Raw genomic sequence first — 20,552 nt, 5'->3', positions numbered from 1 at the left:
TCTGAAGGAACGAACATGGCTGATGGCAAAATCGTTCAGTGTATCGGCGCAGTGGTCGACGTGGAATTCCCGCGTAACGCGATGCCGAAGGTTTTCGACGCACTGAAAATGGAAGGCTCCGCACTGACCCTGGAAGTGCAGCAGCAGCTGGGTGACGGCATCGTCCGTACCATTGCGCTGGGCTCCTCGGAAGGCCTGCGTCGCGGCATGACCATCCAGAACACCGGCAACCCGATCATGGTTCCAGTTGGCGTCGCCACCCTGGGCCGTATCATGGACGTGCTGGGCAACCCGATCGACGAATGCGGCCCGGTCAGCAACGAGCGCATGGCATCGATCCACCGCTCGGCGCCGGTGTACGACGAACTGTCGCCATCGACCGACCTGCTGGAAACCGGCATCAAGGTTATCGACCTGGTCTGCCCGTTCGCCAAAGGCGGTAAAGTCGGCCTGTTCGGCGGCGCCGGCGTCGGCAAGACCGTCAACATGATGGAACTGATCAACAACATCGCTAAAGCGCACTCGGGTCTGTCCGTTTTCGCCGGTGTTGGCGAGCGTACCCGTGAAGGCAACGACTTCTACCACGAGATGGCGGATGCAAAAGTCGTCGACCTGGAAAACCCGGAAAACTCGAAGGTCGCGATGGTCTACGGCCAGATGAACGAACCGCCAGGCAACCGTCTGCGCGTCGCGCTGACCGGCCTGACCATGGCCGAAGCCTTCCGTGACGAAGGCAAGGACGTGCTGTTCTTCGTCGACAACATCTACCGCTACACCCTGGCCGGTACCGAAGTCTCGGCACTGCTGGGCCGTATGCCGTCGGCGGTGGGCTACCAGCCTACCCTGGCCGAAGAAATGGGCCGTCTGCAAGAGCGCATCACCTCGACCAAGACCGGTTCGATCACCTCGATCCAGGCCGTCTACGTCCCTGCGGATGACTTGACCGACCCATCGCCAGCGACCACCTTCGCCCACTTGGACTCGACCGTCGTTCTGTCGCGTGACATCGCTTCGCTGGGTATCTACCCTGCGGTCGACCCGCTCGACTCGACCTCGCGCCAGCTGGACCCGCTCGTCGTCGGCCAGGAACACTACGAGACCGCGCGCGCTGTCCAGGGCACCCTGCAGCGTTACAAGGAACTGCGCGACATCATCGCGATTCTGGGCATGGACGAACTGGCACCGGAAGACAAGCTGACCGTGGCACGCGCTCGCAAGATGCAGCGTTTCCTGTCGCAGCCATTCCACGTCGCTGAAGTGTTCACCGGCGCACCGGGCAAGTACGTTTCGCTGAAAGACACGATCAAGGGCTTCAAGATGATCGCATCGGGCGAACTGGACCACATGCCGGAGCAGGCGTTCTACATGGTCGGCACCATCGAAGAAGCAATCGAAAAAGCCAAGAAACTGGCTTCCTAATCGGTTTCTTCAACCTGAAGGACACACATGGCAAACATTTTTCACGTTGACGTGGTCTCGGCCGAAGAGCAGATCTTCTCCGGCGAAGCGACTTTCGTCGCGTTGCCGGGTGAAGCGGGCGAGCTGGGTATCTACCCGAAGCACACCCCGCTGATCACGCGGATCCGTCCGGGCGCCGTGCGCATCCAGACGACCGCGGGCAATGAAGAGTTCGTCTTCGTCGCCGGCGGCATCCTCGAGGTGCAGCCGAACGGCGTGACCGTGCTGGCCGACACCGCGATCCGCGGCGGCGACCTGGATGAAGCAAAAGCCCAGGAAGCCAAGCGCCAGGCGGAAGAACTGATGCAGAACCAGGACTCGCAGATCGACTACGCGAAAGCCCAGGCGGAACTCGCCGCGGCGATCGCGCAGCTGGCGGCGATCCACAAGCTGCGCTCGAAGGGCCGTTAAGCCTTTCAGTTGTGGCAAACAAGAGGCAGCCTACGGGCTGCCTTTTTTCGTTTTCGCTCAGCGGATTTCCACGTTCATCGCGCCCATCGGCGGTCCGTCGCATTCGTAAACACAGGCGTACCAGGCTGGGTTAGAGTTTCCGCACTCTCACTCTCCTCCAAAGGTGCCTGTCATGCCGAAGCTGTCCGCCGTTTGCGTTGCCGTGTTCGCCTTGCTGGGCGCCCCCGCCGTTCATGCGCAGGAGGCCCCAGGCGCCGCCAGGGCCGCGCAATCGGCGCAAGCCGTGGAAGCGCGCCTCGACGCCCTGGTCTCCGCCAGCTACAAGCCCACCGAGCCTGGCGCCACCGTCATCGTGGTCAAGGACGGCAAGACGCTGCTGCGCAAGGGCTACGGCATCGCCGATACCAGCGGCATGAAGCCGATGGACCCCGGCATGGTGCTGCGCCTCGGCTCGATCACCAAGCAGTTCACGGCGGTGGCAATCCTGATGCTGGCGGAAGAAGGCAAGCTGTCACTCACCGACGACCTCACGCGCTTCTTCCCCGATTATCCGACGCGCGGCAAGAAGATCACGGTCGAGCACCTGCTGACCCATACCTCGGGCATCGTCAACTACACCAGCCGCCCGGACTACCTGCTGCTCATGGGCAGCGACCGGACGCTGGCGCAGATGATCGACACCTTCAGGAACGATCCGCTCGAATTCGAACCGGGCACGGTTTACCGCTACAGCAATTCCGGCTACTTCCTGCTCGGCGCCATCATCGAAAAACTCTCGGGCATGCCGTACGCGAAATTCGTGGAGCAGCGCATCTTCGTTCCGCTGGGGATGAAAGACACAGCGTATGAAGGCTTCGAGCGCAGCCGCACGGCGCATGCGGCCGGGCACACGCCCGAGCCCGGCGGCTTCGGGCATGCCACGCCGCTCAGCATGAGCCAGCCGTATGCGGCCGGCGCCCTGGTCTCGACCGTGGACGACCTGGCGCGCTGGGATGCCGCCATCACCCAGGGCAAGCTCTTGAAACCGGCCAGCTGGCAGCGTGCCTTCACCTCCTACACGCTGGCCGACGGCAAGCCGAGCGGCTATGGCTATGGCTGGCAGGTAGGGCAGCTGCAGGGCGTGCCGACGGTTTCGCACGGCGGCGGCATCAACGGCTTCAGTACCTATGCGCTGCGCCTGCCCGAGCAGAAGGTGTTCGTCGCGGTATTGAGCAATGCCGACGGCGGCCTGGCCAACCCCGGCGTGGTGGCCAGCAAGGCGGCTGCCCTCGCCATCGGCAAGCCCTTCCGCGAGTTCAAGGAAATCGCGCTGGACGCGGCCACGCTCGACCGCTATGTCGGCGTCTACGAAGTCGAGAAGGGCGTCACGCGCACCTTCAAGCGCGAGGGCGGGGTGCTGGTCATGCAGCGGAGCAGCCGGCCGCCGATGCGCCTGAAAGCCTTTTCGCAGAACGGCTTCTACCTGCCGGAGGGCTTCGACTGGTTCGAATTCGCCCTCGACGGCAAGGGCAAGGCCGGCAGCGTGACCCAGTACGCCGACGGCAGGGAAATGAAGCAGCCGCGCATCGGCGACGCGCCGGCCGAACGCAGCGCCGTGAAGATCGCCAGCGCCGTCTACGACAAGCGCGTCGGCCGCTACCAGCTGGCGCCGGGTTTTATTTTGGAGCTCACGCGCGACGGCGACCGTTACTACGCCCAGGCCACCGGCCAGGGCAAGCTCGAGATCTTTGCCCAGGACGAGAACGTGTTCTTCGCGCGCGCCATCGAGGCCGAGGTGCGTTTCGACGGCGGCGACAGCAGCTACCTGGTGCTGCACCAGAACGGGCAGCAGATCAGGGCGCCGCGCCTGTAATCACTTAGAACCTATCCCAGCAGGGATGAGTCGCTTTCGGCGCGCCTGACAAGCGGGGGCGGCGTTGCTCGTCGCGCAGTTGGCAAACCCGTGGCTAGCCATGCGGCCTCCTCGCGCCTTGCCCGCGCTTGCCATGCATCGCCGCCAGCTTCCTCCTCCCTACTGGGATAGGTTCTTAGAGCCCAGCTTCGCCGCCACCTGTTCGCGGAAGTAGCCGCTCTGGACGTAGCGGTACAGGTTGGCGCCGGGGCAGACGGTTTTATCGGAGTGGTCGCGGTGGCTGGCAATGTTCTCGACCGGTACACCGTACTGCGCGGCCAGGCTCGCCATCAGCGCCACCACGGCGTCGAGCTGCTGCTGGTTCGGCTCGACCTCTTCGAAGTTGCCGACCACTTCGATCAGGGCATGGCCCTTGGGGTCGTATTCGGTGTTGGTGTCGCCGGCATAAGCGATGTCGCGTGCGGCGTAGGTATGGCCTTCGAGGTCGATCACGTAGTGGTAGGGGATGTCGAGCCAGCCCTTGGTGTTGCGCGACCAGGCCTGCAGGTTGCGCAGGTACTTGTGCACGTCGGTGCCGGGCTTGAAGGTCTCGCCCTGGTGGTGCAGGGTGATGTGGGTGATGGTGTGCCGGCGCGCGCGGGTGGCGTCGGCCGGGGTGCCGCCCCATTGCGCCACCGGGACGATCTGCGGTGCGGCAGGGGCGGGCGGTTTCACGGCGCAGCTGGCGCAGGCCAGGGCGATGGCAAGCAGGGCGAGGGTGCGTTTGGCGTGCAGGCGGAAGGTCATGGATGGGCTCGCTGTGGAAAACACGCCATCTTTCCACAGGCTGCCTGCCTTGTGCAATGGCCGTGCAAGCGTGCTCGCAACGAGTAATGCTTTCCTGTTAAGCTAGACGCGACATCCATACCGATCCCACTCATGAGAACCATTGCCCAGATCCTCAAGGACAGCAAGACGATCGCCATCGTCGGCCTGTCGAACAAGCCCGAGCGCGCCAGTTTCGGCGTTGCCGAGTACCTGCAGCAGCAGGGCTACCGCATCATTCCCGTGAACCCGGCCTACGAGGGCCAGGACATCCTCGGCGAGCGCGTGTACGCCGATTTGCAGGCCGCCGCCGATGCGCTGGCGACGAGCGGCACGCGCATCGACATCGTCGACTGCTTTCGCAAGTCCGAAGACATTCCGCCGCTGGCGCGCGATGCGATTGCGATCCGCGCCGGCTGCCTGTGGATGCAGCTCGAGATCGAGAACCAGGCCGCCGCCGACCTCGCGCGCGCCGCCGGCCTCGACGTGGTGATGAACCACTGCCTGAAAATCGAACACCGCGCGCTCAGCGCCTGAACCTCACCTCACCCCACGCCATGCTGAAATCTTCCCTCCTGCTCCTCGGCCTCGCCGCCGCTTCCCTGTCCGCCATGGCGCAAACCCCGGCGGCCCCGGCCCGCGCCGGCGCCCCGGCCGCATCCGCTGCCGCCGCGCCGGCATCCTGCCCGGCCCTGCTGCACCAGAACTTCAAGCGCCTGCAGGACGAAGCGCCGCAGGACCTGTGCCAGTACGCCGGCAAGGTGGTGCTGGTGGTGAACACCGCCAGCTACTGCGGCTACACCAAGCAGTACGAAGGGCTGGAAAAGCTGAATGCGAAATACGGCCCGCGCGGGCTGGTGGTGCTGGGCTTCCCGTCGAACGACTTCAAGCAGGAATCGGCGAACGCCAAGGAAATCGCCGACCTCTGCTACAACACCTACGGCGTCAAGTTCCCGATGTTCTCGACGACCGTGGTGTCGGGGCCGAACGCCAATCCGCTGCACGCCAGCCTGGCGAAGCAGACCGGCAAGGAACCGAAGTGGAACTTCACCAAGTACCTGATCGGGCGCGACGGCAAGGTGATCGAGCACTTCCCGAGCAAGGTGGCGCCGGAAGATCCTGCGCTGGTGAGCAAGATCGAAGCGGCGCTTTGATGATCGCATCGTCGCGCCGGTTCGGTAGGGTGGGCACTCCGTGCCCACGCGGTACGCACGGTTCCGCCAGTCCGCTGCCGCAAGGTGTCGCTCGAAACGCATGCGGCGGACAATGCCGTGTCCGGGTTTGACGTTCCCGAGCGAGTCGTTACGGCCAGCGGTGCAATCACGAGCACGTAACCGCGTGGGCACGGGGTGCCCACCGTACGGTCGAGGCCGCAGGCCCTGAGCCATGAGCCACCAGCGGCAGGCCACAGCCCAACAATATCGCTTTTGATCTGCATCAACGATTTTGTTGCGACGCATCAATAGACTTACCTCATCGCACAACGACACACGATGAGGTAAGAAAAATGAAGAAGTTGAGTATCAAACTGCTGGCAGTTGCCCTGGGTCTGGCAAGCGGCGCCGTCATGGCGCAGGAATCTCCCTGGCTGGTGCGCGCACGTGCGGTGCACATCGATACCGCCAACAAATCCGACCCGGTAGGCGGTGTCGGCGCCGCGAACCTGATTCGCGTCGAGAGCAAGACCATTCCCGAACTCGACGTCAGCTACTTCCTGACTCCGAATATCGCGGCCGAACTCATCCTCACCTATCCGCAGAAGCACGACGTCACCCTGGATGGCGCGAAGATCGGCAGCTTCAAGCACCTGCCGCCAACGCTGACGCTGCAATACCACTTCGCGCCGGCGCAGACCTTCAGCCCCTACGTGGGCGCGGGCCTGAACTATACGCGCATCTCGAAGGTGCGCCTGCTGGACGGCGCCGGCGACCTGGAAAACGATAGCTGGGGCGGCGCGCTGCAGGCCGGCTTCGACGTCAAGCTCGACCGCAACTGGTCGCTGAACGTCGACGTGAAAAAGGTGCAGATCCGCAGCGACGTCTACGTCAGCGGCGCGCGCGCCAGCAAGGTCAAGGTCGACCCGGTGCTGTTCGGTATTGGCGTCGGCTACCGCTTCTAGGCTTCAGGCGTCGCTGCGCGGTGCATCCAGCACCGCCAGCATCGGGCCGCGCAGGGCATTGCAGACCATGATGCCCTCGGCCTCTTCGAGCATCGCGCGCGTGACGATGCCCTCGACGGCCTGCCAGGCCGGCGCCTGCAGGATCACGGCGCGCGTCACGCCCGGCAGCAAACCGCACGACAGCGGCGGCGTGATCCACTGCCCGCCAACCCGCACGAACACATTGCTGCGTCCCCCTTCCGTCAGTTCCCCGCGCTCGTTGAAGAACAGGGCGTCGAAGGCGCCCTGCGCTTCGGCTGCACGCCAGGCGGCGTCGTAGCGCGCGCGTACCGAGGTCTTGTGGCGCAGGAAGACGTCGTTCGAGTCCACCGCCGTATCGGCCAGGATCACGCGCACCGGCTCGTGCAGCGGCGCCAGCGGCGCGGAAGTGAGGGCGAGCCTGCCGTCGGCGCCGCTGGCCAGGCGCAGGCGGAACACGCCTTCCTGCGGCAGGGCCAGGCAGGCATCAACCACCATCGTCCGTGCGGCGTCGCGGTTAAAGGCGCGGCCGAAATACGCGCAGGAGCCGGCGATGCGCGCCAGATGTTCGTCCAGGTGGCGCGGGCCGTCTTCCCACGAGGCCTTGATGGTCTCGAAGATTTCGACGTCGTTCGTCAAGCCGGTTAGAAAACGCGCCTTCAGCTGGCACTCGGCGAATTCGGCCTGCGGGTCGCTGTCGTGCACGATGCCGGCGCCCACGCCCAGTTCGCCGCGCCGTACGCCTTCGCCGGGACCGAGGGCCAGGGTGCGGATCGGCACCGAGAGGCAGAAGTCGCCAAAGGCCTGGCCGCTGGTGGACTCGCTCCCGGGAGGATCGAACCAGCCGATGGCGCCGGTGTAGACGCCGCGCGGGTCCGGTTCCAGCTCGTCGATGATTTCCATGGTGCGGCGCTTCGGCGCGCCGGTGATCGAGCCGCAGGGGTAGAGCGCGGCGAACACCTCGGCCAGCGTCGCGTCCTGGCGCAGCTGCGCCTGCACCGTGGACGTCATCTGCAGCACGGCGCCGAAGCGCGTGACCTCGAACAGCTTGGGCACGGCCACCGTCCCGGTCTGCGCCACGCGACCGAGATCGTTGCGCAGCAAATCGACGATCATCAGGTTCTCGGCGCGGTTCTTGGTGTCGAGCGCCAGGCCGGCGGCGCGCCGGGCATCGGTGTCGGAGTCGCCACTGGCCGGCGCCGTGCCCTTCATCGGCCGCGCCAGCAAGGTGCCGGCCTGGTGGCGCACGAAGAGTTCGGGCGAGAAGGAGAGCAGGGCGCCGCCGTCGGGCAGGCCAATCAGGGCGCCATACGGCACCGGCTGGCGCGCGCGCAGGCGCTGGTAGAGCGCGAAGACCGAGCCGAAGGCATCGAAGCGCAAGCGGTAGGTGTAGTTCACCTGGTAGGTGTCGCCGGCGGCGATGTAGGCGCGGATGCGCCCGATGGCGTCGACGAACTGCGCCTCGTCGACATTCGCTTCGATGGCGGCGATGCCGGCCGGGGCGGTGTCCAGTGCGCGCGTGGCGACCCAGCTGGCCGCCTGCTGCGCCGTCATGCGCTCGCAGCGTTCGAACAGCAGCACCTGGGCCAGCGGCGTTTCCAGGGGCTTGGCGGGGATGCCGAGCAGGTGGGCGCCGAGTTCGTAGCTGAGCACCGGCACCGCGTGCAGGCCGCGCGCCAGCGCCGCTTCCAGCTGCGCCAGCAGCGCGCCGAAGCCGGCGGCGTCATGGCAGGCGAGGGTGCCCATGTGACCCGTGTACAGGCGCGACAGGGCATGCGCCTGCCCGTCCGGGCTCGCATCGTCGAGCAGGGCAAAGACTGTCGGAGAAGACATCGTCGCGCGTCAGGCTGCCAGCAGGAGCGACAATTGTACGCCGCTGCCCTCCGACGGGTGCTGGCGGAAGCCGCTCTTGGCATAGCGGTGCCAGCGCCCGGTGACGTAGCTCACCAGCAGGCTGGCGCGCGCGGCCACTTCAGGCTCGCTGCCATGGCCCTGCGTGACGGCCAGGCGCAGCGCGCCCTTGCAGGCCAGTTCGACGCGGTCGTAGAAGGCGTTCATGCGCAGTTGCAGGCGCTCGTCCTCGTTCACCAGGGCGTCGCCGATCAGCACGCGCGTCATGCCGGGATTGTTCGCAGCGAACGACAGCAGCATCTGCAGGATCGCATGGGCCTGGTCGACGCCGCGCTCTTCGTTCTCGACGATCTGGTTGATGACGCCGAACACGCTGGTCTCGATGAAGTCGATCAGGCCCTCGAACATCTGGGCCTTGCTGGCGAAGTGCCGGTACAGCGCCGCTTCCGATACGGACAGGCGCGCCGCCAGTGCGGCGGTGGTGATCTTCTCGCCCTTGGGATGCTCGAGCATCGCGGCCAGGGCCTGGAGGATTTGCAGCTTGCGCTGGCCCGGCTTGGTACTTGCCATTGGTTCCCAGGGTAGAGGTGGATGAATCAGCGCGGCCGGCGTGGCTGGCGCAGTTGGTCCAGGCGCTTCGGCAGCTGGCGCACGGATTTTACTTTGACATCGACGTACGTGGGGCGAATCAGCCGCCGCGGCCTGGCATTGGCCAGCGTGCTGCGTTCGATGCGGCGCAGGTAGCCGGTGACCCATACCGTGCGCAGGCCGAGCTGCTTCGCGCTTTTCAGGTTGGCCAGCGTGTCCTCGACCAGCACGCAGTCGCGCGCGGCCACGCCGTGGCGCCGCAAGACCCGCTGCAGCATCAGCTTCGAGGGCTTGGGGCGCAGCTGGCGGTGCACGTGCATCTGTTCGATGGCGATGTGGCGGGCGAAGTGGCGGCCCAGGTTCAGGTGGCGCATCACCTGGGTCGAATAGTCGAGCGGCGCGTTCGTGAGCAGGATCTTGCGGCCCGGCAGGCGCTGCAGCAGGCGCCCGAGGCCGGTCTCGGCGCGCATCATCGCGCGCAGGTCGCCGATGTCGTGGGTCTCGCGCAGGAAGTCGGCGGCGCGCACGTCGTGGTGGCGCATCATGCCGAGCAGGGTGGCGCCGTAGCGCTTCCAATAGCCGAGGCGGGCGGCATCGACCTGGGCCTGCGTGACCTCGTTCACGCCACCGTTGCTCAGCACGCGCGCGATGTACAGGTTCATGTTGGCGCTGATCGCCGGGAAGATGGCATGCGAAGCGTCATGCAGGGTGTTGTCAAGATCAAACAGCCAGACGAGCGAAGAAGGCTTAATATTTGGCAAGATTTTTAACAAGGAGATAAAGAATGCAAGGTCCGATTATAGTGGTGTTCCGCAGCCTGTTCCTGGGCCCGTTTCTAGGCTTATTCCTGCTGGCGTTCCAGGCGATGGCCGCCGAGCGCGGTGCGCTGTTCAAGGTCAGCGACAAGGAGCACACGCTTTACCTGTACGGCACCATCCACGCCGGCAAACCCGCCTATTACCCGCTCGAGCCGCGCATCCGCGACGCCGTGGCGGCCGCGCCCACGCTGGCGCTGGAAGTCGATGCGACGCGCGATCCGCAGGCAGCGGCGGCCGCCTTCATGCAGCACGGCCTGTTCGCGGCCGGCAGCCCCGGTTATGGCGCCCTGGCGCCGGAACGCCGCGCCCGCATCGAAACCGCGCTGAAGGCGCAGGGCATCGATCCGGCCGCGGTGGTGCAGCTGAAACCCTGGATGCTGACCACGCTGCTGGCGATCACCGACCTGGCCAAGCTCGGCGTCGACCCGGCGCTTGGCGTGGACGCCCACCTGGCCGGCCAGGTGCGCGGCAGGACCCCGATCGTGGAACTGGAAACGCTGCAGTTCCAGGCGGCGCTGCTGGACCGCCTGCCGATCGACATGCAATGGAAGATGCTGGAAGAAACGCTGGAGCACATGGCCTCGGGCCAGCAGCTGCGCGAGGCGCGCGAACTGTTCGATGCCTACGAGCGTGCCGACCAGGCGGCGCTGGACCGCATCGCCAAACGCATCGAGACCGACGACAGCCTGGTCGCCAAGTTTACGCGCGAAGTAGTGCTCGACGAGCGCAACGGGCCGATGGCCGACAAGCTGGCGGCGATGATCCAGCGCGAGAACAATGCGGTGGCGGCGGTGGGCCTGCTGCATTTGCTGGGCAAGCGTGGCGTGCCGGAGCTGCTGCGCGAACGCGGGATGAAGGTGGAGCGGGTGTACTAAGAATTACAGGGGAGGGTGCTGCCGGGAGGTGGTGCCCTTGACGTGGATTGAACACGTGGCCTCTCCCTTACCAAGGGAGTGCTCTACCACTGAGCTACAAGGGCTGGTAGAAGTACTGCGAGTGCACTGGCAGTGCAGTCACGGCGGGCAAGCCCGCCTTGACGAAACGGCCGGGAATGAATTCCAAGCGCCGAATCTCTTAGTGCGACCGGATCATAGTGCCAAAAGCCTGTTCGGTCAAGACTTCCAGCAACAAAGAGTGTTCGATACGGCCATCGATGATGTGCACGGTGTTCACGCCCGACTTGGCCGCGTCCAGCGCCGACGAGATTTTCGGCAGCATGCCGCCCGAAATCGTACCGTCCGCGAACATCTCGTCGATCTCGCGCGCCGACAGGTCGGTGACCAGGTTGCCCGACTTGTCCTGCACGCCGGCGATGTTGGTCATCATGATCAGCTTTTCGGCTTTCAGGATTTCCGCGATCTTGCCGGCGACGACGTCGGCATTGATGTTGTAGGCCTGGCCGTCCTGGCCGAAACCGATCGGCGAAATGATCGGGATGAAGGCGTCGTCCTGCAGCGCTTTCACGACTGCCGGGTTGATGGCTTCGATCTCGCCGACGAAACCGATGTCGAGGAATTCGCCCGGTTTTTCCTTGTCGGGCATGGCCATGCGCCGTGCGCGGATCAGGCCGCCGTCCTTGCCGGTCAGGCCGACTGCCTGGCCGCCGTAGTGGTTGATCAGCATGACGATGTCCTGCTGGACTTCGCCGCCCAGCACCCACTCGACCACTTCCATGGTTTCTTCGTCGGTGATGCGCATGCCTTGCACGAAGGTGCCCTGCTTGCCGATTTTCTTCAGCGCGTTGTCGATCTGCGGACCGCCGCCGTGCACCACGACCGGGTTCATGCCCACCAGTTTCAGCAGGATGACGTCGCGCGCGAAGCCGTGCTTCAGGCGCTCGTCGGTCATCGCGTTGCCGCCGTATTTGATGACGATGGTCTTGCCGTGGAAATTGCGGATGTAAGGAAGGGCCTCGGCCAGGATCTGTGCCTTGATCTGCGGCGAGACCGCAGTCAGGTCACTCGATTGGTCCTCGGTCTTCAGGCTGGTCAACTGAGCGTTCATGGAGAGTCCGGAATAAAAGTGGCGGAGATTTTACAGGCAACACGCCCACCCCTGCAGGCATTATATGGCGATCTTGTTGTATTTTATTGTGTGACCCACCGAGGATGGCCGCCGATGAATGCTTGGACGATATTACACATGACACAGGAACCCTGTCGCGAGGCAGCGCGATGAGCCTCTGCTGCCGCTGCGGCGCCGCCTTCGGCTGCGCCATGGCCGATGGCGGCGACGGCCCGTGCTGGTGCACGCAATTGCCGCCAGTGGTGCCTGTGCCGAACGTGGCGACGGCCGCTGTGCCCGCGAGCGGCACAGGCGTGGCCGCCGAGACGGCGTGCTGGTGCCCCGCCTGCCTGAAGGCGCATATCGACGAACGCTCGCGCACCGGGCACACCGATTGATGGGGTTGCCGTTGTAGGGTGGACTCCCGAGTCCACGCGGTGCTACGGTTGACACTCGAAAAGCATGCGCTTGCATCACGTGCTGGCTTATCGACTTTCATCCGACGTACCGCGTGGACTCGGGAGTCCACCCTACAAAACCGCAAGAATGTCCGCTCACCGGCATCCGGCAAAGTAGAAATGTCCGCTCCGCCGCGCGTCACCGCTGCGTCGCAAAGAACCGCAACATCTCCCGGCTCGCATCCGGCCCCTTGCCATCGGTATAGCTGCCATGCGCGCTGCCGCCCGACCAGGCGTGGCCGGCCCCATGGATCACCCAGTGTTCCGCATGCACCTTGCCGTCGGCGCGCTTGTGCGTGGTGCGGGTGAACGCGTGCCCATCCGGCACGTGACCGGGTTCGACCGCCATCGCATCGGTGTTGTCGCGCGCATGCACCATCAGCTGGTCGCCGTTCGCCGGGTGCACGGTCTTGTCCTGGTCGCCGTGGAAGACGATGATCGGGATCGGCTTGCCGGCCTGGTGGCGGCGCTGGAAGTCGCCTTTCATCGCCGCCAGCGCCGACGGCAGATCGTGCGCCGAGGCGAAGGGCAGGCCCGAATGCACGCCCACCGCCGCATACAGCTCGGGATACAGCGTGCCCATGATGGTGGCCATCGCGCCGCCGGCCGACAGCCCGGCCACATACACCTGGCTTGAATCGACCGCGTATTCCTGCATCACCTGGCGCGTGATGCCGGCGATGATCGAAGGTTCGCCCTGGCCGCGCTGCTGGTCGACGTTGTTGAACCAGTTCCAGCAGCGCGAGGGATTGGCCTGGCGCGACTGCGCCGGGTACACGACCAGGCAGCCGGTTTCCTCGGCCAATACGTTCATGCGCGTGCCGCGCGCGAAGTCGTCGGGGTCCTGGGTGCAGCCGTGCAGCATCACCACCAGCGGCGCCGGCGCGCCGGTGTAGGTACTCGGCACGTACAGCTTGTAGCTGCGGGTGCCGGCCGCATTCGTGTGGCTGCCTTCGCTGAAGCTGCCGGGCAGGGCAGGGGCCGCTTCGTTGGCGGCGCCCATGCCCGCACCCATACCCGTTCCCAGGCCGCGGCTCAGTTCGGCGAGCATGTCGTGCATGCCGGTCTTGCCCGCACCCGGCAATCCGGCGCCGGGCTGCAGCTGCGACAGGTTGCGCATCTGCTGCTGGGCCGCCTGAGTCATGGCCGATGCATTTTTCAGCGCGTCCTCGATGACCTTGCCCGTGTCGACCGGATGCTTGTGCATCATCTTTCGGGTCGCTGCGCGCATTTGCGCAAAAAGTTTGTTGTTCAGTTTCATGTGGCTTCCTTTCGGGGATCTCGATAAACCTACTGCGCGTCGTCCTGTTGGCTTGCGATGCTCGCTGTACAACCGTACAGCTGCGCTTCTCTGCCAACATGCCTTCCGCTCGCTACGGTTTCTCGATATCCCGGTTCACGTTAGCGGATACGCTCCGCCAGTGCGGCTTTCAATGTGTTGCTTGCGTGGAGTGCCCCAAGTACCGAAATCGATTCGATGGTGGCCAGCGCCAGTTCCACCGGCACGTCGCTGGCGATGCTGGCCATGCCCAGCACCTGGATCTGCAGGCGGACGCCCGCCGCCTGCGCCGCTTCCAGGTCGGCGCGCGAATAGTGGTGCATGCCCAGCACCAGGCTGCGGCGCGCCACGGTCTGCCGAACCACGTCGGCATGTGTGGCGAGCTGGTTCCGGATCGCGGTGCGGATCAGGTCGGTGCGGTTGCTGTAGAAGCCTTCGCTGACCAGCAAATCGATCTGGCCCAGGTCGATCATGCCCAGGTTGATCGTGATCTTTTCCGAGTCCGCAATCTTCGGCTTCGGCTCGTTTTTCAGCTCGTTTTTCAACGCTTCATTGCGGACAATGTCGCTGCGCATCCTTACACCTGCCTTTCACTGCTTGTATCGAATACCATCTGATTGCCATCCAATTGGATGGTGATTGGATGGGAAGTCTACGCCGATCGACTCGAAGGTCAAGCACAATCCGATTGAATCGGGTAATCTCTTCCGCCATGAGTCCAGAATTGCAACCCGGCCTGCGCTTCGAATGGCGCTATACCGTCCCGCCGCGCGCCACCGTGCCCGCGCTCTACCACGACACCGCCTTTTGCCGCGACATGCCCGACGTGCTGGCCACCGGCTACATGGTCGGCATGATGGAGCTCGCCTGTGTGAACGGCATGCTGCCCTACCTCGACTGGCCGAACGAGCAGAGCCTGGGCACGATGGTGAATTTCCGGCACCTGGCGCCGACGCCGCCCGGCATGACCCTCACCATCCGTGGCGAAGTCCTCGAGGTCGAGGGCCAGCGCGTGCGCTTCAGGGTCGAGGCCTGGGACGATGTCGAACGCATCTGCGAAGGCACGCACGAACGCTGTGTGATCGATCCGCAACGCTTCAATGCCCGGGTAGCGCGCAAGATCGCCGGAGCGTCCGCATGAGCGGCCTGTTGCCACCCGAGCTGCAGACGCCGGTGCCGTCGCCCTGCATCAGCCTGTGCCAGATGGACAAGCAGACCGGCCTGTGCCAGGGCTGCATGCGTACCATCGACGAGATCATCGCCTGGAGCAAGGCCGACGACGACTACAAGCGCGCCGTGTGGAAGGAAATCCGCCGCCGCGAGTCGGAACTGGACTTCGGCTGAATGATCGCGCGCCTGCCCGACTCCATGCAGGTTTTCGAGCGCGGCTGGCTGTCGGCCAACAATATCCTGTTCACTGGCGAAGAAACGGCGCTGGTCGATAGCGGCTACGTTACGCACGCACCGCAGACGCTGGCGCTGGTCCGCCATGCGCTCGGCGGGCGTGCGCTGGACCGCCTGATCAATACCCACCTGCATTCGGACCACTGTGGCGGCAACGCGGCGCTGCAGGCGGCGTATGGCTGCAGCACCGCGATTCCGGCGGCGGAAAGCGCCAGGGTCGCGGCCTGGGACGAGGAGGCGCTGAGCTACCGCGCAACCGGACAGCAATGTCCGCGTTTCGGTTTCGATGCGGTGCTGACTCCCGGTGATGAACTGGAACTGGGCGGCCTGCGCTGGCAGGTGCTGGGCGCGCCGGGGCACGATCCGCATGCCTTATTGCTGTTTTGCGCGGACGAGGGCGTGCTGATCGCGGGGGATGCGCTGTGGGAGAACGGCTTCGGCGTGATCTTTCCGGAACTGGCGGGCGAACCCGGATTCGACGAGACGCGAGCGACGCTGGACCTGATCGCCACGCTGGATGCGCGCGTGGTGGTGCCGGGGCATGGGTGGGTGTTCGATGACGTGCCCGGCGCGCTGGCGCGGGCGTATTCGCGGCTCGATTATTTGTCTTCCGATCCGCGGCGCAATGCCGAGAATGCGGTGAAGGTGCTGGTAAAGTTCCTGCTGCTGGAGCGGCAGCGGATTGCGTTGGCGGACTTGCCTGCGCTGCTGGCGTCGATACCCGTTGTCGCGTCTGCGCTGAAGCTGATTGGACGCGTGGACGTCGAGCACGATCCCTATCACGCCCTCGCCACCTGGGCCACCACTTCTCTGGTCCGCGCCCACGCCGCCCGCATCGACGGCCCCTGGCTCCTCGACGCCTGACAGGTGGAGCCAAAATTTAGAACCATCGATCTAGCACGACCGTGCTTTTATCACACTATAATCGACCAGCTGGTCCGATCAACTTAGCCGAGAGCTGCCCATGTCGCTGCCTACCGTACTGCAAAACCTGTCCCTTCCCGTTATCGCCTCGCCGATGTTCATTGCCAGCGGTCCGGCCCTGGTCGCCGCCCAGTGCAAGGCCGGCATCGTCGGTTCCTTCCCGGCGCTGAACGCGCGTCCGGCCGAACTGCTCGACACCTGGCTGACCGACCTGCAGCGCGAGCTGGCCGAGTACAAGGCAGCCAATCCCGACGCCATCGTCGGCCCGATCGCGGTAAACCAGATCGTGCACGCCTCAAACGCGCGCCTCGAGCACGACGTCGAAGTCTGCGTCAAGCACCAGGTGCCGATCATCATTTCCTCGCTGCGCGCGCCGCCGAAGGAGATGCTCGACGCGGTCCACAGCTACGGCGGCATCGTGCTGCACGACGTGGTCTCGATCCGCCACGCGCACAAGGCGCTGGAAGCGGGCGTCGACGGCCTGATCCTGGTGGCGGCCGGCGCCGGCGGCCATGCCGGCGCGCTGTCGCCGTTCGCGCTGGTCGGTGAAGTGCGCAAGTTCTTCAACGGCCCGATCGCGCTGTCCGGCTCGATCGCCACCGGCGACGCCATCCTCGCGGCCCAGGCCATGGGCGCCGACTTCGCCTACATCGGCTCGCGCTGGCTGGCGACCCAGGAATCGAACGTCAGCGACGACTACCGCGATGCCATCGTCGAATCGAGCGCGGCCGACGTGGTCTACACCAACCTGTTCACCGGCGTGCACGGCAACTACCTGAAGAAATCGATCGTGAACGCGGGCCTCGATCCGGACGCGCTGCCGGAATCGGACAAGAGCAAGATGAGCTTTGGCGACGGCAGCTCGAAGGCCAAGGCCTGGCGCGACATCTGGGGCGCGGGGCAGGGCGTGGGCCTGATGGACGACGTGCCGACCACCGCTGAGATGGTCGAGCGCCTCAAGCGCGAGTACGAAGCGGCGCGTGCGCGCCTCAGCCTGCGCTAACAGGCCACAGTTCAATTCTTTGCGTTGGCAGTGTTACGTACGGTGGGCACTCTGTGCCCACGCGAACATTGGCGTCATGTTGGCGCTGTTAGAGTCGCGTGGCATGCATCTCGATACCGTGTGCCCAGGCATGCCGCAACATCCAAACAGAGCCAACACAGCATCACCTTCCGCGTGGGCACTTCGTGTTTGAGGCCCCCAGCCTCAAACACCCCACCGTACAGTTACGTCCGCTAAGTGATCAAGCGGTAGGCTTCGCATCCGGCACCGGAAACGCCGGTTCCGGTTCCACGCTCAAATCGGCCACGTTGATCGACCACAGTCCCGGCAGGTTGCGCCAGTAGCCGTACACGTCCATGCCGAAGCCGACCACGAATTCGTTGGGCAGCGTCAGGCCGACGATATCCGCCTGGATCGGCTTCGCACGGCCGATGTTCTTGTCCGCGAAGACAGCCACGATGACCTCCGCCGCGCCCATGTCGAGCAGGCGCTGCTTCACGTGCGCCAGGGTCTCTCCCTCATCGAGGATGTCATCGACCACGACGATGGTCTTGCCCGCCACGTCCTGGCGCGGAATCACCTTCCACACCACCTGGCCGCCACGGTCGTCGTCGCCATAGCGGCTGACGTGGATGTAGTCGAATTCGAGCGGGAAGTCGAGCTGGGGCAGCAGGGTGCCGGTGAAGACGACGGCGCCGCCCATCACGCCGAGCACCAAGGGGAAACTGCTGCTGTCCGGTGCGCCGAAGCGCGCGTTGAGCACGTCGGCCACTTGCCGCACGGCGGCTTGCACTTCTTCGGGACTGACGATCTGGCGCGCATTGGCAAGCAGGGCGCGGGCACGGGCGTGGTGATAGTCTTGCATGGTCGTTCCGGTGATTAATTTACTCAATATTTACCAAGGCATTATGCGGCAATTGCCGCGCCGGCGAAGTTCGGTTGGCGCGGCGGTCAGGATGCCGCTGCCTCGGTGATTTCGCGCTGCAGTTTCTTGGTCAGCTTTGCAAATACGAGTTCGTAGGCACGGCGCAGCAGCTGGGCCGCTTCCTCGTCGCCGAGGTCGGCGCTGGCATCCACCCGCACCCATTTCGCGCGCGCCAGATAGGGCGCCGGGATGATGCCGGGGCGGTCGGTCAGTTCCAGGAAGCGCTCGTCCTCGGCCTTGAAGCTCATTGCCTGGGCCGGCGCCGCGTTGCCCGTCACGGCAAACATTTTTTCGCCGACCGAGAACACCAGGTCCTCGCCCCATTTGATGTCTTCGGTGGCGCCGGGAAAGCTGCGGCAGAGCGCCTTGGCGGCTTCGAAATCCATGTCTTCGTCTCCCTGTTATCGGTTTATCCGCCCAGTTTAGCGCGGTGGAGAACGGGCCGGATCGTTTTGATGTTTCAGCGCAAGATTCGTCTGCGCCATTGTCCTTGTTTGCGGCGTATCATACGTGGCTTGAATAACATCCCAGCAAGCCATGTCCACCTCTGACTTCAAGGTCCAGCGCGACGCACGCCTGGCACAGCTGCGCGCCGCCATGGCGCGCCACGGTATCGACGCCTGCATCGTGCCGTCGAGCGATCCCCACCTGTCCGAATACCTGCCGCGCCGCTGGCAGGGTCGTGAATGGCTGTCCAGCTTTACCGGCTCGGTCGGCACCTTCATCGCCACCGCGGACTTCTCCGGCGTCTGGACCGATGGCCGCTATTACACGCAAGCCGAGACCGAACTGGCCGGCAGCGAGATCAGGCTGATGAAGATCCCGTCGGGCGCGAGCCTGCTGCACATCGATTGGCTAGCCGCCAACATGCAGCCTGGCCAGACGGTGGCGGTGGACGCGCGGGTGCTCGGCCTGGCCGTGGCGCGCCTGCTCGGCGACGCCCTGAAGGCGCGCGGCGTCACGCTGCGCACCGACATCGATTTGCTGGACGAGATCTGGAGCGACCGTCCTGGCCTGCCTGCTGACGCGCTGTACGAACACGCGGCTCCGCATGCCACGGTGTCGCGCGCCGACAAGCTGGCCGCCACCCGCGCCGAGATGGACAAGCTGGGCGCCGAGCGCCACTTCCTCTCGACCCTGGACGACATCGGCTACCTGTTCAATTTGCGCGGCTCGGATGTGAGCTTCAACCCGGTGTTCGTGGCGCACGCGCTGGTCGAACGCGAGGGCGCGACCCTGTTCGTGGCCGAAGGCAAGGCATCCGATGCGCTGCGCGCGCGCCTGCTGGAAGACGGCGTGCGCCTGGCCGCCTACGACGAAGCCGCCGCCGCCCTGGCTGCGCTGCCGGAAAACAGCACCTTGCTGGTCGACCCGCGCCGCGTCACCGCCGGCATGCGCGCCGCCGTGCCGGCTTCGGTGCGCGTGGTCGAGGCCATCAACCCGACCACCTTTGCCAAATCGCGCAAGACCGAAGCAGAAGCCGCCCACGTGCGCGCCACCATGGAGCAGGACGGCGCTGCCCTGTGCGAATTCTTCTCCTGGCTGGAAGCGACCCTGGGCGATGCCGGCCGCGCACCGATCACGGAACTCACCATCGACGAGCAGATCACGGCCGCGCGTGCGCGCCGACCGCATTTTGTCAGCCCGAGCTTCGGCACGATCGCCGGCTTCAACGCCAACGGCGCCATCATGCACTACCGCGCCACCCCGGCTTCGCACGCCACCATCGAAGGCGACGGCCTGCTGCTGATCGATTCGGGCGGCCAGTACCTGGGCGGCACCACCGACATCACGCGCGTGGTCCCGGTCGGGAACATCACGGCGGACCACAAGCGCGACTTCACGCTGGTCCTGAAAGGGATGATGGCGCTGTCGATGGTCCACTTCCCGCGCGGCACCCGCGGCCCGATGCTCGATGCCATCGCGCGTGCGCCGATCTGGGCCGCCGGCGTGGATTACGGCCACGGCACCGGCCACGGCGTCGGCTACTTCATGAACGTGCACGAAGGCCCGCAGGTGATCTCGCCAAGCGCGCCGCCGGACCCACACACCGCCATCGAGCCGGGCATGATCACCTCGAACGAACCGGGCATCTACAAGCCGGGCCGCTGGGGCATCCGCATCGAGAACCTGGTGCTGGCCGTGCCGGCCGCCAGCGGCGAGTTCGGCGAGTTCCTGCGCTTCGAAACCCTGACCCTGTGCCCGATCGATACCCGCTGCATCGACCTGGCGCTGCTGCAACCGCACGAGAAGGAATGGCTGAACGGCTACCACGCCGAAGTGCGCGCGCGCCTGCTGCCACATGTGGATGGCGCCGCGCGTGCGTGGCTGGAACTGCGCACGGAGGCGATCTGATGGCCTCCGCCCGCTCCACCCGCGCCAGCGCCGCCGTCGAGCGCCTGAAACGCCGTACCGGCCACACCGGCTACTCGATGGCCCGCACCGCCGACGGTTCCTTCTTCCTGTCCGAAACGCCTGGGGCGCCGCCGCTGTGCGCGCCGCTGGAACTCGACGACTTCGTCGCCTTCGTCAACGGCCTGGGGCCGCAGGAGGTCAAGCGCATGACCAAGAACGACGTCGCCTTCGAGAAGCAGCTGGTCAGGAAGAAGCCCTGAAATCCAGGCTGCCCCGCGCAG

General features: G+C 65.3%; 23 protein-coding genes and 1 tRNA gene. 14 read left to right on the top strand and 10 right to left on the bottom strand.

Annotation, left to right across the window (positions count from 1 at the left end; all coding sequences use genetic code 11):
* Positions 1 to 15: 15 nt before the first annotated feature.
* The 3 genes from atpD (at position 16) to LK540_RS06340 (ending at position 3,721) form a co-directional block, all read left to right on the top strand.
* Positions 16 to 1,419, top strand: coding sequence for a F0F1 ATP synthase subunit beta (gene atpD, locus LK540_RS06350; protein WP_229436219.1), 1,404 nt, complete (start codon positions 16 to 18; stop codon positions 1,417 to 1,419).
* Between the two features lie 27 nt (positions 1,420 to 1,446).
* A complete protein-coding gene (locus tag LK540_RS06345; protein WP_229436218.1) occupies positions 1,447 to 1,869 on the top strand; it encodes a F0F1 ATP synthase subunit epsilon in 423 nt (140 codons plus the stop codon).
* Between the two features lie 172 nt (positions 1,870 to 2,041).
* A complete protein-coding gene (locus LK540_RS06340) occupies positions 2,042 to 3,721 on the top strand; it encodes a serine hydrolase (RefSeq protein WP_229436217.1) in 1,680 nt (559 codons plus the stop codon).
* A 159-nt stretch (positions 3,722 to 3,880) separates the two neighbouring features.
* Here LK540_RS06340 and LK540_RS06335 read toward each other — a convergent pair whose 3' ends face one another.
* The gene (locus LK540_RS06335) at positions 3,881 to 4,507 is read right to left on the bottom strand and encodes a peptidoglycan recognition family protein (RefSeq protein ID WP_229436216.1); all 627 of its coding nucleotides are present in this window, start codon (positions 4,505 to 4,507) and stop codon (positions 3,881 to 3,883) included.
* A 132-nt stretch (positions 4,508 to 4,639) separates the two neighbouring features.
* On the opposite strand from LK540_RS06335, the gene LK540_RS06330 reads away from it, so the two are divergent.
* The 3 genes from LK540_RS06330 (at position 4,640) to LK540_RS06320 (ending at position 6,644) form a co-directional block, all read left to right on the top strand.
* Entirely contained in the window at positions 4,640 to 5,062 is a 423-nt protein-coding gene (locus LK540_RS06330) for a CoA-binding protein (RefSeq protein WP_229436215.1), read from the top strand.
* A 20-nt stretch (positions 5,063 to 5,082) separates the two neighbouring features.
* Positions 5,083 to 5,679, top strand: coding sequence for a glutathione peroxidase (locus LK540_RS06325; protein ID WP_229436214.1), 597 nt, complete (start codon positions 5,083 to 5,085; stop codon positions 5,677 to 5,679).
* 353 nt (positions 5,680 to 6,032) lie between these two features.
* On the top strand, positions 6,033 to 6,644 hold the full coding sequence (locus LK540_RS06320) for an OmpW family protein (RefSeq protein ID WP_229436213.1): 612 nt from the start codon (positions 6,033 to 6,035) through the stop codon (positions 6,642 to 6,644).
* Between the two features lie 3 nt (positions 6,645 to 6,647).
* On the opposite strand, the gene pabB is transcribed toward LK540_RS06320, so the two are convergent.
* Genes pabB through LK540_RS06305 form a run of 3 tightly spaced genes read right to left on the bottom strand, consistent with a single transcriptional unit; the run spans position 6,648 to position 9,862 of the window.
* Positions 6,648 to 8,495, bottom strand: coding sequence for an aminodeoxychorismate synthase component I (gene pabB / locus LK540_RS06315; RefSeq protein WP_229436211.1), 1,848 nt, complete (start codon positions 8,493 to 8,495; stop codon positions 6,648 to 6,650).
* 9 nt (positions 8,496 to 8,504) lie between these two features.
* Positions 8,505 to 9,083 (bottom strand): nucleoid occlusion factor SlmA, encoded by a 579-nt coding sequence (gene slmA, locus LK540_RS06310; RefSeq protein ID WP_229436209.1) that lies wholly within the window; start codon positions 9,081 to 9,083, stop codon positions 8,505 to 8,507.
* Positions 9,084 to 9,109: 26 nt separating this feature from the next.
* The gene (locus tag LK540_RS06305) at positions 9,110 to 9,862 is read right to left on the bottom strand and encodes a pyrimidine 5'-nucleotidase (protein ID WP_229436207.1); all 753 of its coding nucleotides are present in this window, start codon (positions 9,860 to 9,862) and stop codon (positions 9,110 to 9,112) included.
* A gap of 23 nt (positions 9,863 to 9,885) precedes the next feature.
* Here LK540_RS06305 and LK540_RS06300 point away from each other — a divergent pair, with 23 nt between their 5' ends.
* On the top strand, positions 9,886 to 10,794 hold the full coding sequence (locus tag LK540_RS06300) for a TraB/GumN family protein (protein WP_229436206.1): 909 nt from the start codon (positions 9,886 to 9,888) through the stop codon (positions 10,792 to 10,794).
* A 29-nt stretch (positions 10,795 to 10,823) separates the two neighbouring features.
* Here LK540_RS06300 and LK540_RS06295 read toward each other — a convergent pair.
* Together LK540_RS06295 and argB are read right to left on the bottom strand one after the other, a co-directional pair.
* Positions 10,824 to 10,898 (bottom strand) — tRNA-Thr (locus LK540_RS06295).
* Between the two features lie 95 nt (positions 10,899 to 10,993).
* The gene (gene argB / locus LK540_RS06290) at positions 10,994 to 11,923 is read right to left on the bottom strand and encodes an acetylglutamate kinase (RefSeq protein WP_229436204.1); all 930 of its coding nucleotides are present in this window, start codon (positions 11,921 to 11,923) and stop codon (positions 10,994 to 10,996) included.
* Positions 11,924 to 12,093: 170 nt separating this feature from the next.
* Here argB and LK540_RS06285 point away from each other — a divergent pair, with 170 nt between their 5' ends.
* The gene (locus LK540_RS06285) at positions 12,094 to 12,321 is read left to right on the top strand and encodes a cysteine-rich CWC family protein (protein ID WP_229436203.1); all 228 of its coding nucleotides are present in this window, start codon (positions 12,094 to 12,096) and stop codon (positions 12,319 to 12,321) included.
* Between the two features lie 199 nt (positions 12,322 to 12,520).
* Here LK540_RS06285 and LK540_RS06280 read toward each other — a convergent pair whose 3' ends face one another.
* Both LK540_RS06280 and LK540_RS06275 read right to left on the bottom strand, forming a co-directional pair.
* Positions 12,521 to 13,642: a PHB depolymerase family esterase gene (locus tag LK540_RS06280; protein WP_229436201.1), complete on the bottom strand. Its 1,122-nt coding sequence runs from the start codon at positions 13,640 to 13,642 to the stop codon at positions 12,521 to 12,523.
* 140 nt (positions 13,643 to 13,782) lie between these two features.
* Entirely contained in the window at positions 13,783 to 14,235 is a 453-nt protein-coding gene (locus LK540_RS06275; RefSeq protein ID WP_267498691.1) for a CopG family transcriptional regulator, read from the bottom strand.
* A 137-nt stretch (positions 14,236 to 14,372) separates the two neighbouring features.
* Between LK540_RS06275 and LK540_RS06270 the strand changes: the two genes are divergently transcribed.
* The 4 genes from LK540_RS06270 to LK540_RS06255 all read left to right on the top strand — a co-directional run bounded on the left by LK540_RS06270 (position 14,373) and on the right by LK540_RS06255 (position 16,991).
* Positions 14,373 to 14,801 (top strand): thioesterase family protein, encoded by a 429-nt coding sequence (locus LK540_RS06270; RefSeq protein WP_229436200.1) that lies wholly within the window; start codon positions 14,373 to 14,375, stop codon positions 14,799 to 14,801.
* A complete protein-coding gene (locus LK540_RS06265; protein WP_229436199.1) occupies positions 14,798 to 15,004 on the top strand; it encodes a DUF1289 domain-containing protein in 207 nt (68 codons plus the stop codon). The genes LK540_RS06270 and LK540_RS06265 overlap by 4 nt, the downstream gene beginning before the upstream one ends.
* Positions 15,005 to 15,928, top strand: coding sequence for an MBL fold metallo-hydrolase (locus LK540_RS06260; RefSeq protein ID WP_229436198.1), 924 nt, complete (start codon positions 15,005 to 15,007; stop codon positions 15,926 to 15,928).
* Positions 15,929 to 16,028: 100 nt separating this feature from the next.
* Positions 16,029 to 16,991 (top strand): nitronate monooxygenase family protein, encoded by a 963-nt coding sequence (locus tag LK540_RS06255; protein ID WP_229436197.1) that lies wholly within the window; start codon positions 16,029 to 16,031, stop codon positions 16,989 to 16,991.
* 241 nt (positions 16,992 to 17,232) lie between these two features.
* On the opposite strand, the gene LK540_RS06250 is transcribed toward LK540_RS06255, so the two are convergent.
* The gene (locus LK540_RS06250; protein ID WP_229436196.1) at positions 17,233 to 17,856 is read right to left on the bottom strand and encodes a hypoxanthine-guanine phosphoribosyltransferase; all 624 of its coding nucleotides are present in this window, start codon (positions 17,854 to 17,856) and stop codon (positions 17,233 to 17,235) included.
* Between the two features lie 86 nt (positions 17,857 to 17,942).
* A complete protein-coding gene (locus tag LK540_RS06245; protein ID WP_229436195.1) occupies positions 17,943 to 18,302 on the bottom strand; it encodes an MmcQ/YjbR family DNA-binding protein in 360 nt (119 codons plus the stop codon).
* Positions 18,303 to 18,453: 151 nt separating this feature from the next.
* On the opposite strand from LK540_RS06245, the gene LK540_RS06240 reads away from it, so the two are divergent.
* Together LK540_RS06240 and LK540_RS06235 are read left to right on the top strand one after the other, a co-directional pair.
* Complete coding sequence (locus LK540_RS06240; protein WP_229436194.1) at positions 18,454 to 20,271, top strand: aminopeptidase P family protein; 1,818 nt, start codon at positions 18,454 to 18,456, stop codon at positions 20,269 to 20,271.
* Positions 20,271 to 20,531: a hypothetical protein gene (locus LK540_RS06235; protein ID WP_229436193.1), complete on the top strand. Its 261-nt coding sequence runs from the start codon at positions 20,271 to 20,273 to the stop codon at positions 20,529 to 20,531. Before LK540_RS06240 ends, LK540_RS06235 begins: the two co-directional genes overlap by 1 nt.
* The last annotated feature ends 21 nt before the right edge of the window (positions 20,532 to 20,552 follow it).

Origin of the sequence: Massilia sp. IC2-278, from assembly GCF_020708045.1 — a bacterium.
Taxonomy (GTDB): domain Bacteria; phylum Pseudomonadota; class Gammaproteobacteria; order Burkholderiales; family Burkholderiaceae_D; genus Telluria.
Note: the sequence above shows the minus strand (reverse complement) of the source record. Positions and strands in the feature narration are given on the sequence as shown.

Bases quoted from the DNA above. Each gene is read 5' to 3' on its own strand.
- atpD (WP_229436219.1), top strand. From the start codon at position 16: ATGGCTGATGGCAAAATCGTTCAGTGTATCGGCGCAGTGGTCGACGTG.
- LK540_RS06345 (WP_229436218.1), top strand. From the start codon at position 1,447: ATGGCAAACATTTTTCACGTTGACGTGGTCTCGGCCGAAGAGCAGATC.
- LK540_RS06340 (WP_229436217.1), top strand. From the start codon at position 2,042: ATGCCGAAGCTGTCCGCCGTTTGCGTTGCCGTGTTCGCCTTGCTGGGC.
- LK540_RS06335 (WP_229436216.1), bottom strand. From the start codon at position 4,507: ATGACCTTCCGCCTGCACGCCAAACGCACCCTCGCCCTGCTTGCCATC.
- LK540_RS06330 (WP_229436215.1), top strand. From the start codon at position 4,640: ATGAGAACCATTGCCCAGATCCTCAAGGACAGCAAGACGATCGCCATC.
- LK540_RS06325 (WP_229436214.1), top strand. From the start codon at position 5,083: ATGCTGAAATCTTCCCTCCTGCTCCTCGGCCTCGCCGCCGCTTCCCTG.
- LK540_RS06320 (WP_229436213.1), top strand. From the start codon at position 6,033: ATGAAGAAGTTGAGTATCAAACTGCTGGCAGTTGCCCTGGGTCTGGCA.
- pabB (WP_229436211.1), bottom strand. From the start codon at position 8,495: ATGTCTTCTCCGACAGTCTTTGCCCTGCTCGACGATGCGAGCCCGGAC.
- slmA (WP_229436209.1), bottom strand. From the start codon at position 9,083: ATGGCAAGTACCAAGCCGGGCCAGCGCAAGCTGCAAATCCTCCAGGCC.
- LK540_RS06300 (WP_229436206.1), top strand. From the start codon at position 9,886: ATGCAAGGTCCGATTATAGTGGTGTTCCGCAGCCTGTTCCTGGGCCCG.
- argB (WP_229436204.1), bottom strand. From the start codon at position 11,923: ATGAACGCTCAGTTGACCAGCCTGAAGACCGAGGACCAATCGAGTGAC.
- LK540_RS06285 (WP_229436203.1), top strand. From the start codon at position 12,094: ATGAGCCTCTGCTGCCGCTGCGGCGCCGCCTTCGGCTGCGCCATGGCC.
- LK540_RS06280 (WP_229436201.1), bottom strand. From the start codon at position 13,642: ATGAAACTGAACAACAAACTTTTTGCGCAAATGCGCGCAGCGACCCGA.
- LK540_RS06275 (WP_267498691.1), bottom strand. From the start codon at position 14,235: ATGCGCAGCGACATTGTCCGCAATGAAGCGTTGAAAAACGAGCTGAAA.
- LK540_RS06270 (WP_229436200.1), top strand. From the start codon at position 14,373: ATGAGTCCAGAATTGCAACCCGGCCTGCGCTTCGAATGGCGCTATACC.
- LK540_RS06265 (WP_229436199.1), top strand. From the start codon at position 14,798: ATGAGCGGCCTGTTGCCACCCGAGCTGCAGACGCCGGTGCCGTCGCCC.
- LK540_RS06260 (WP_229436198.1), top strand. From the start codon at position 15,005: ATGATCGCGCGCCTGCCCGACTCCATGCAGGTTTTCGAGCGCGGCTGG.
- LK540_RS06255 (WP_229436197.1), top strand. From the start codon at position 16,029: ATGTCGCTGCCTACCGTACTGCAAAACCTGTCCCTTCCCGTTATCGCC.
- LK540_RS06250 (WP_229436196.1), bottom strand. From the start codon at position 17,856: ATGCAAGACTATCACCACGCCCGTGCCCGCGCCCTGCTTGCCAATGCG.
- LK540_RS06245 (WP_229436195.1), bottom strand. From the start codon at position 18,302: ATGGATTTCGAAGCCGCCAAGGCGCTCTGCCGCAGCTTTCCCGGCGCC.
- LK540_RS06240 (WP_229436194.1), top strand. From the start codon at position 18,454: ATGTCCACCTCTGACTTCAAGGTCCAGCGCGACGCACGCCTGGCACAG.
- LK540_RS06235 (WP_229436193.1), top strand. From the start codon at position 20,271: ATGGCCTCCGCCCGCTCCACCCGCGCCAGCGCCGCCGTCGAGCGCCTG.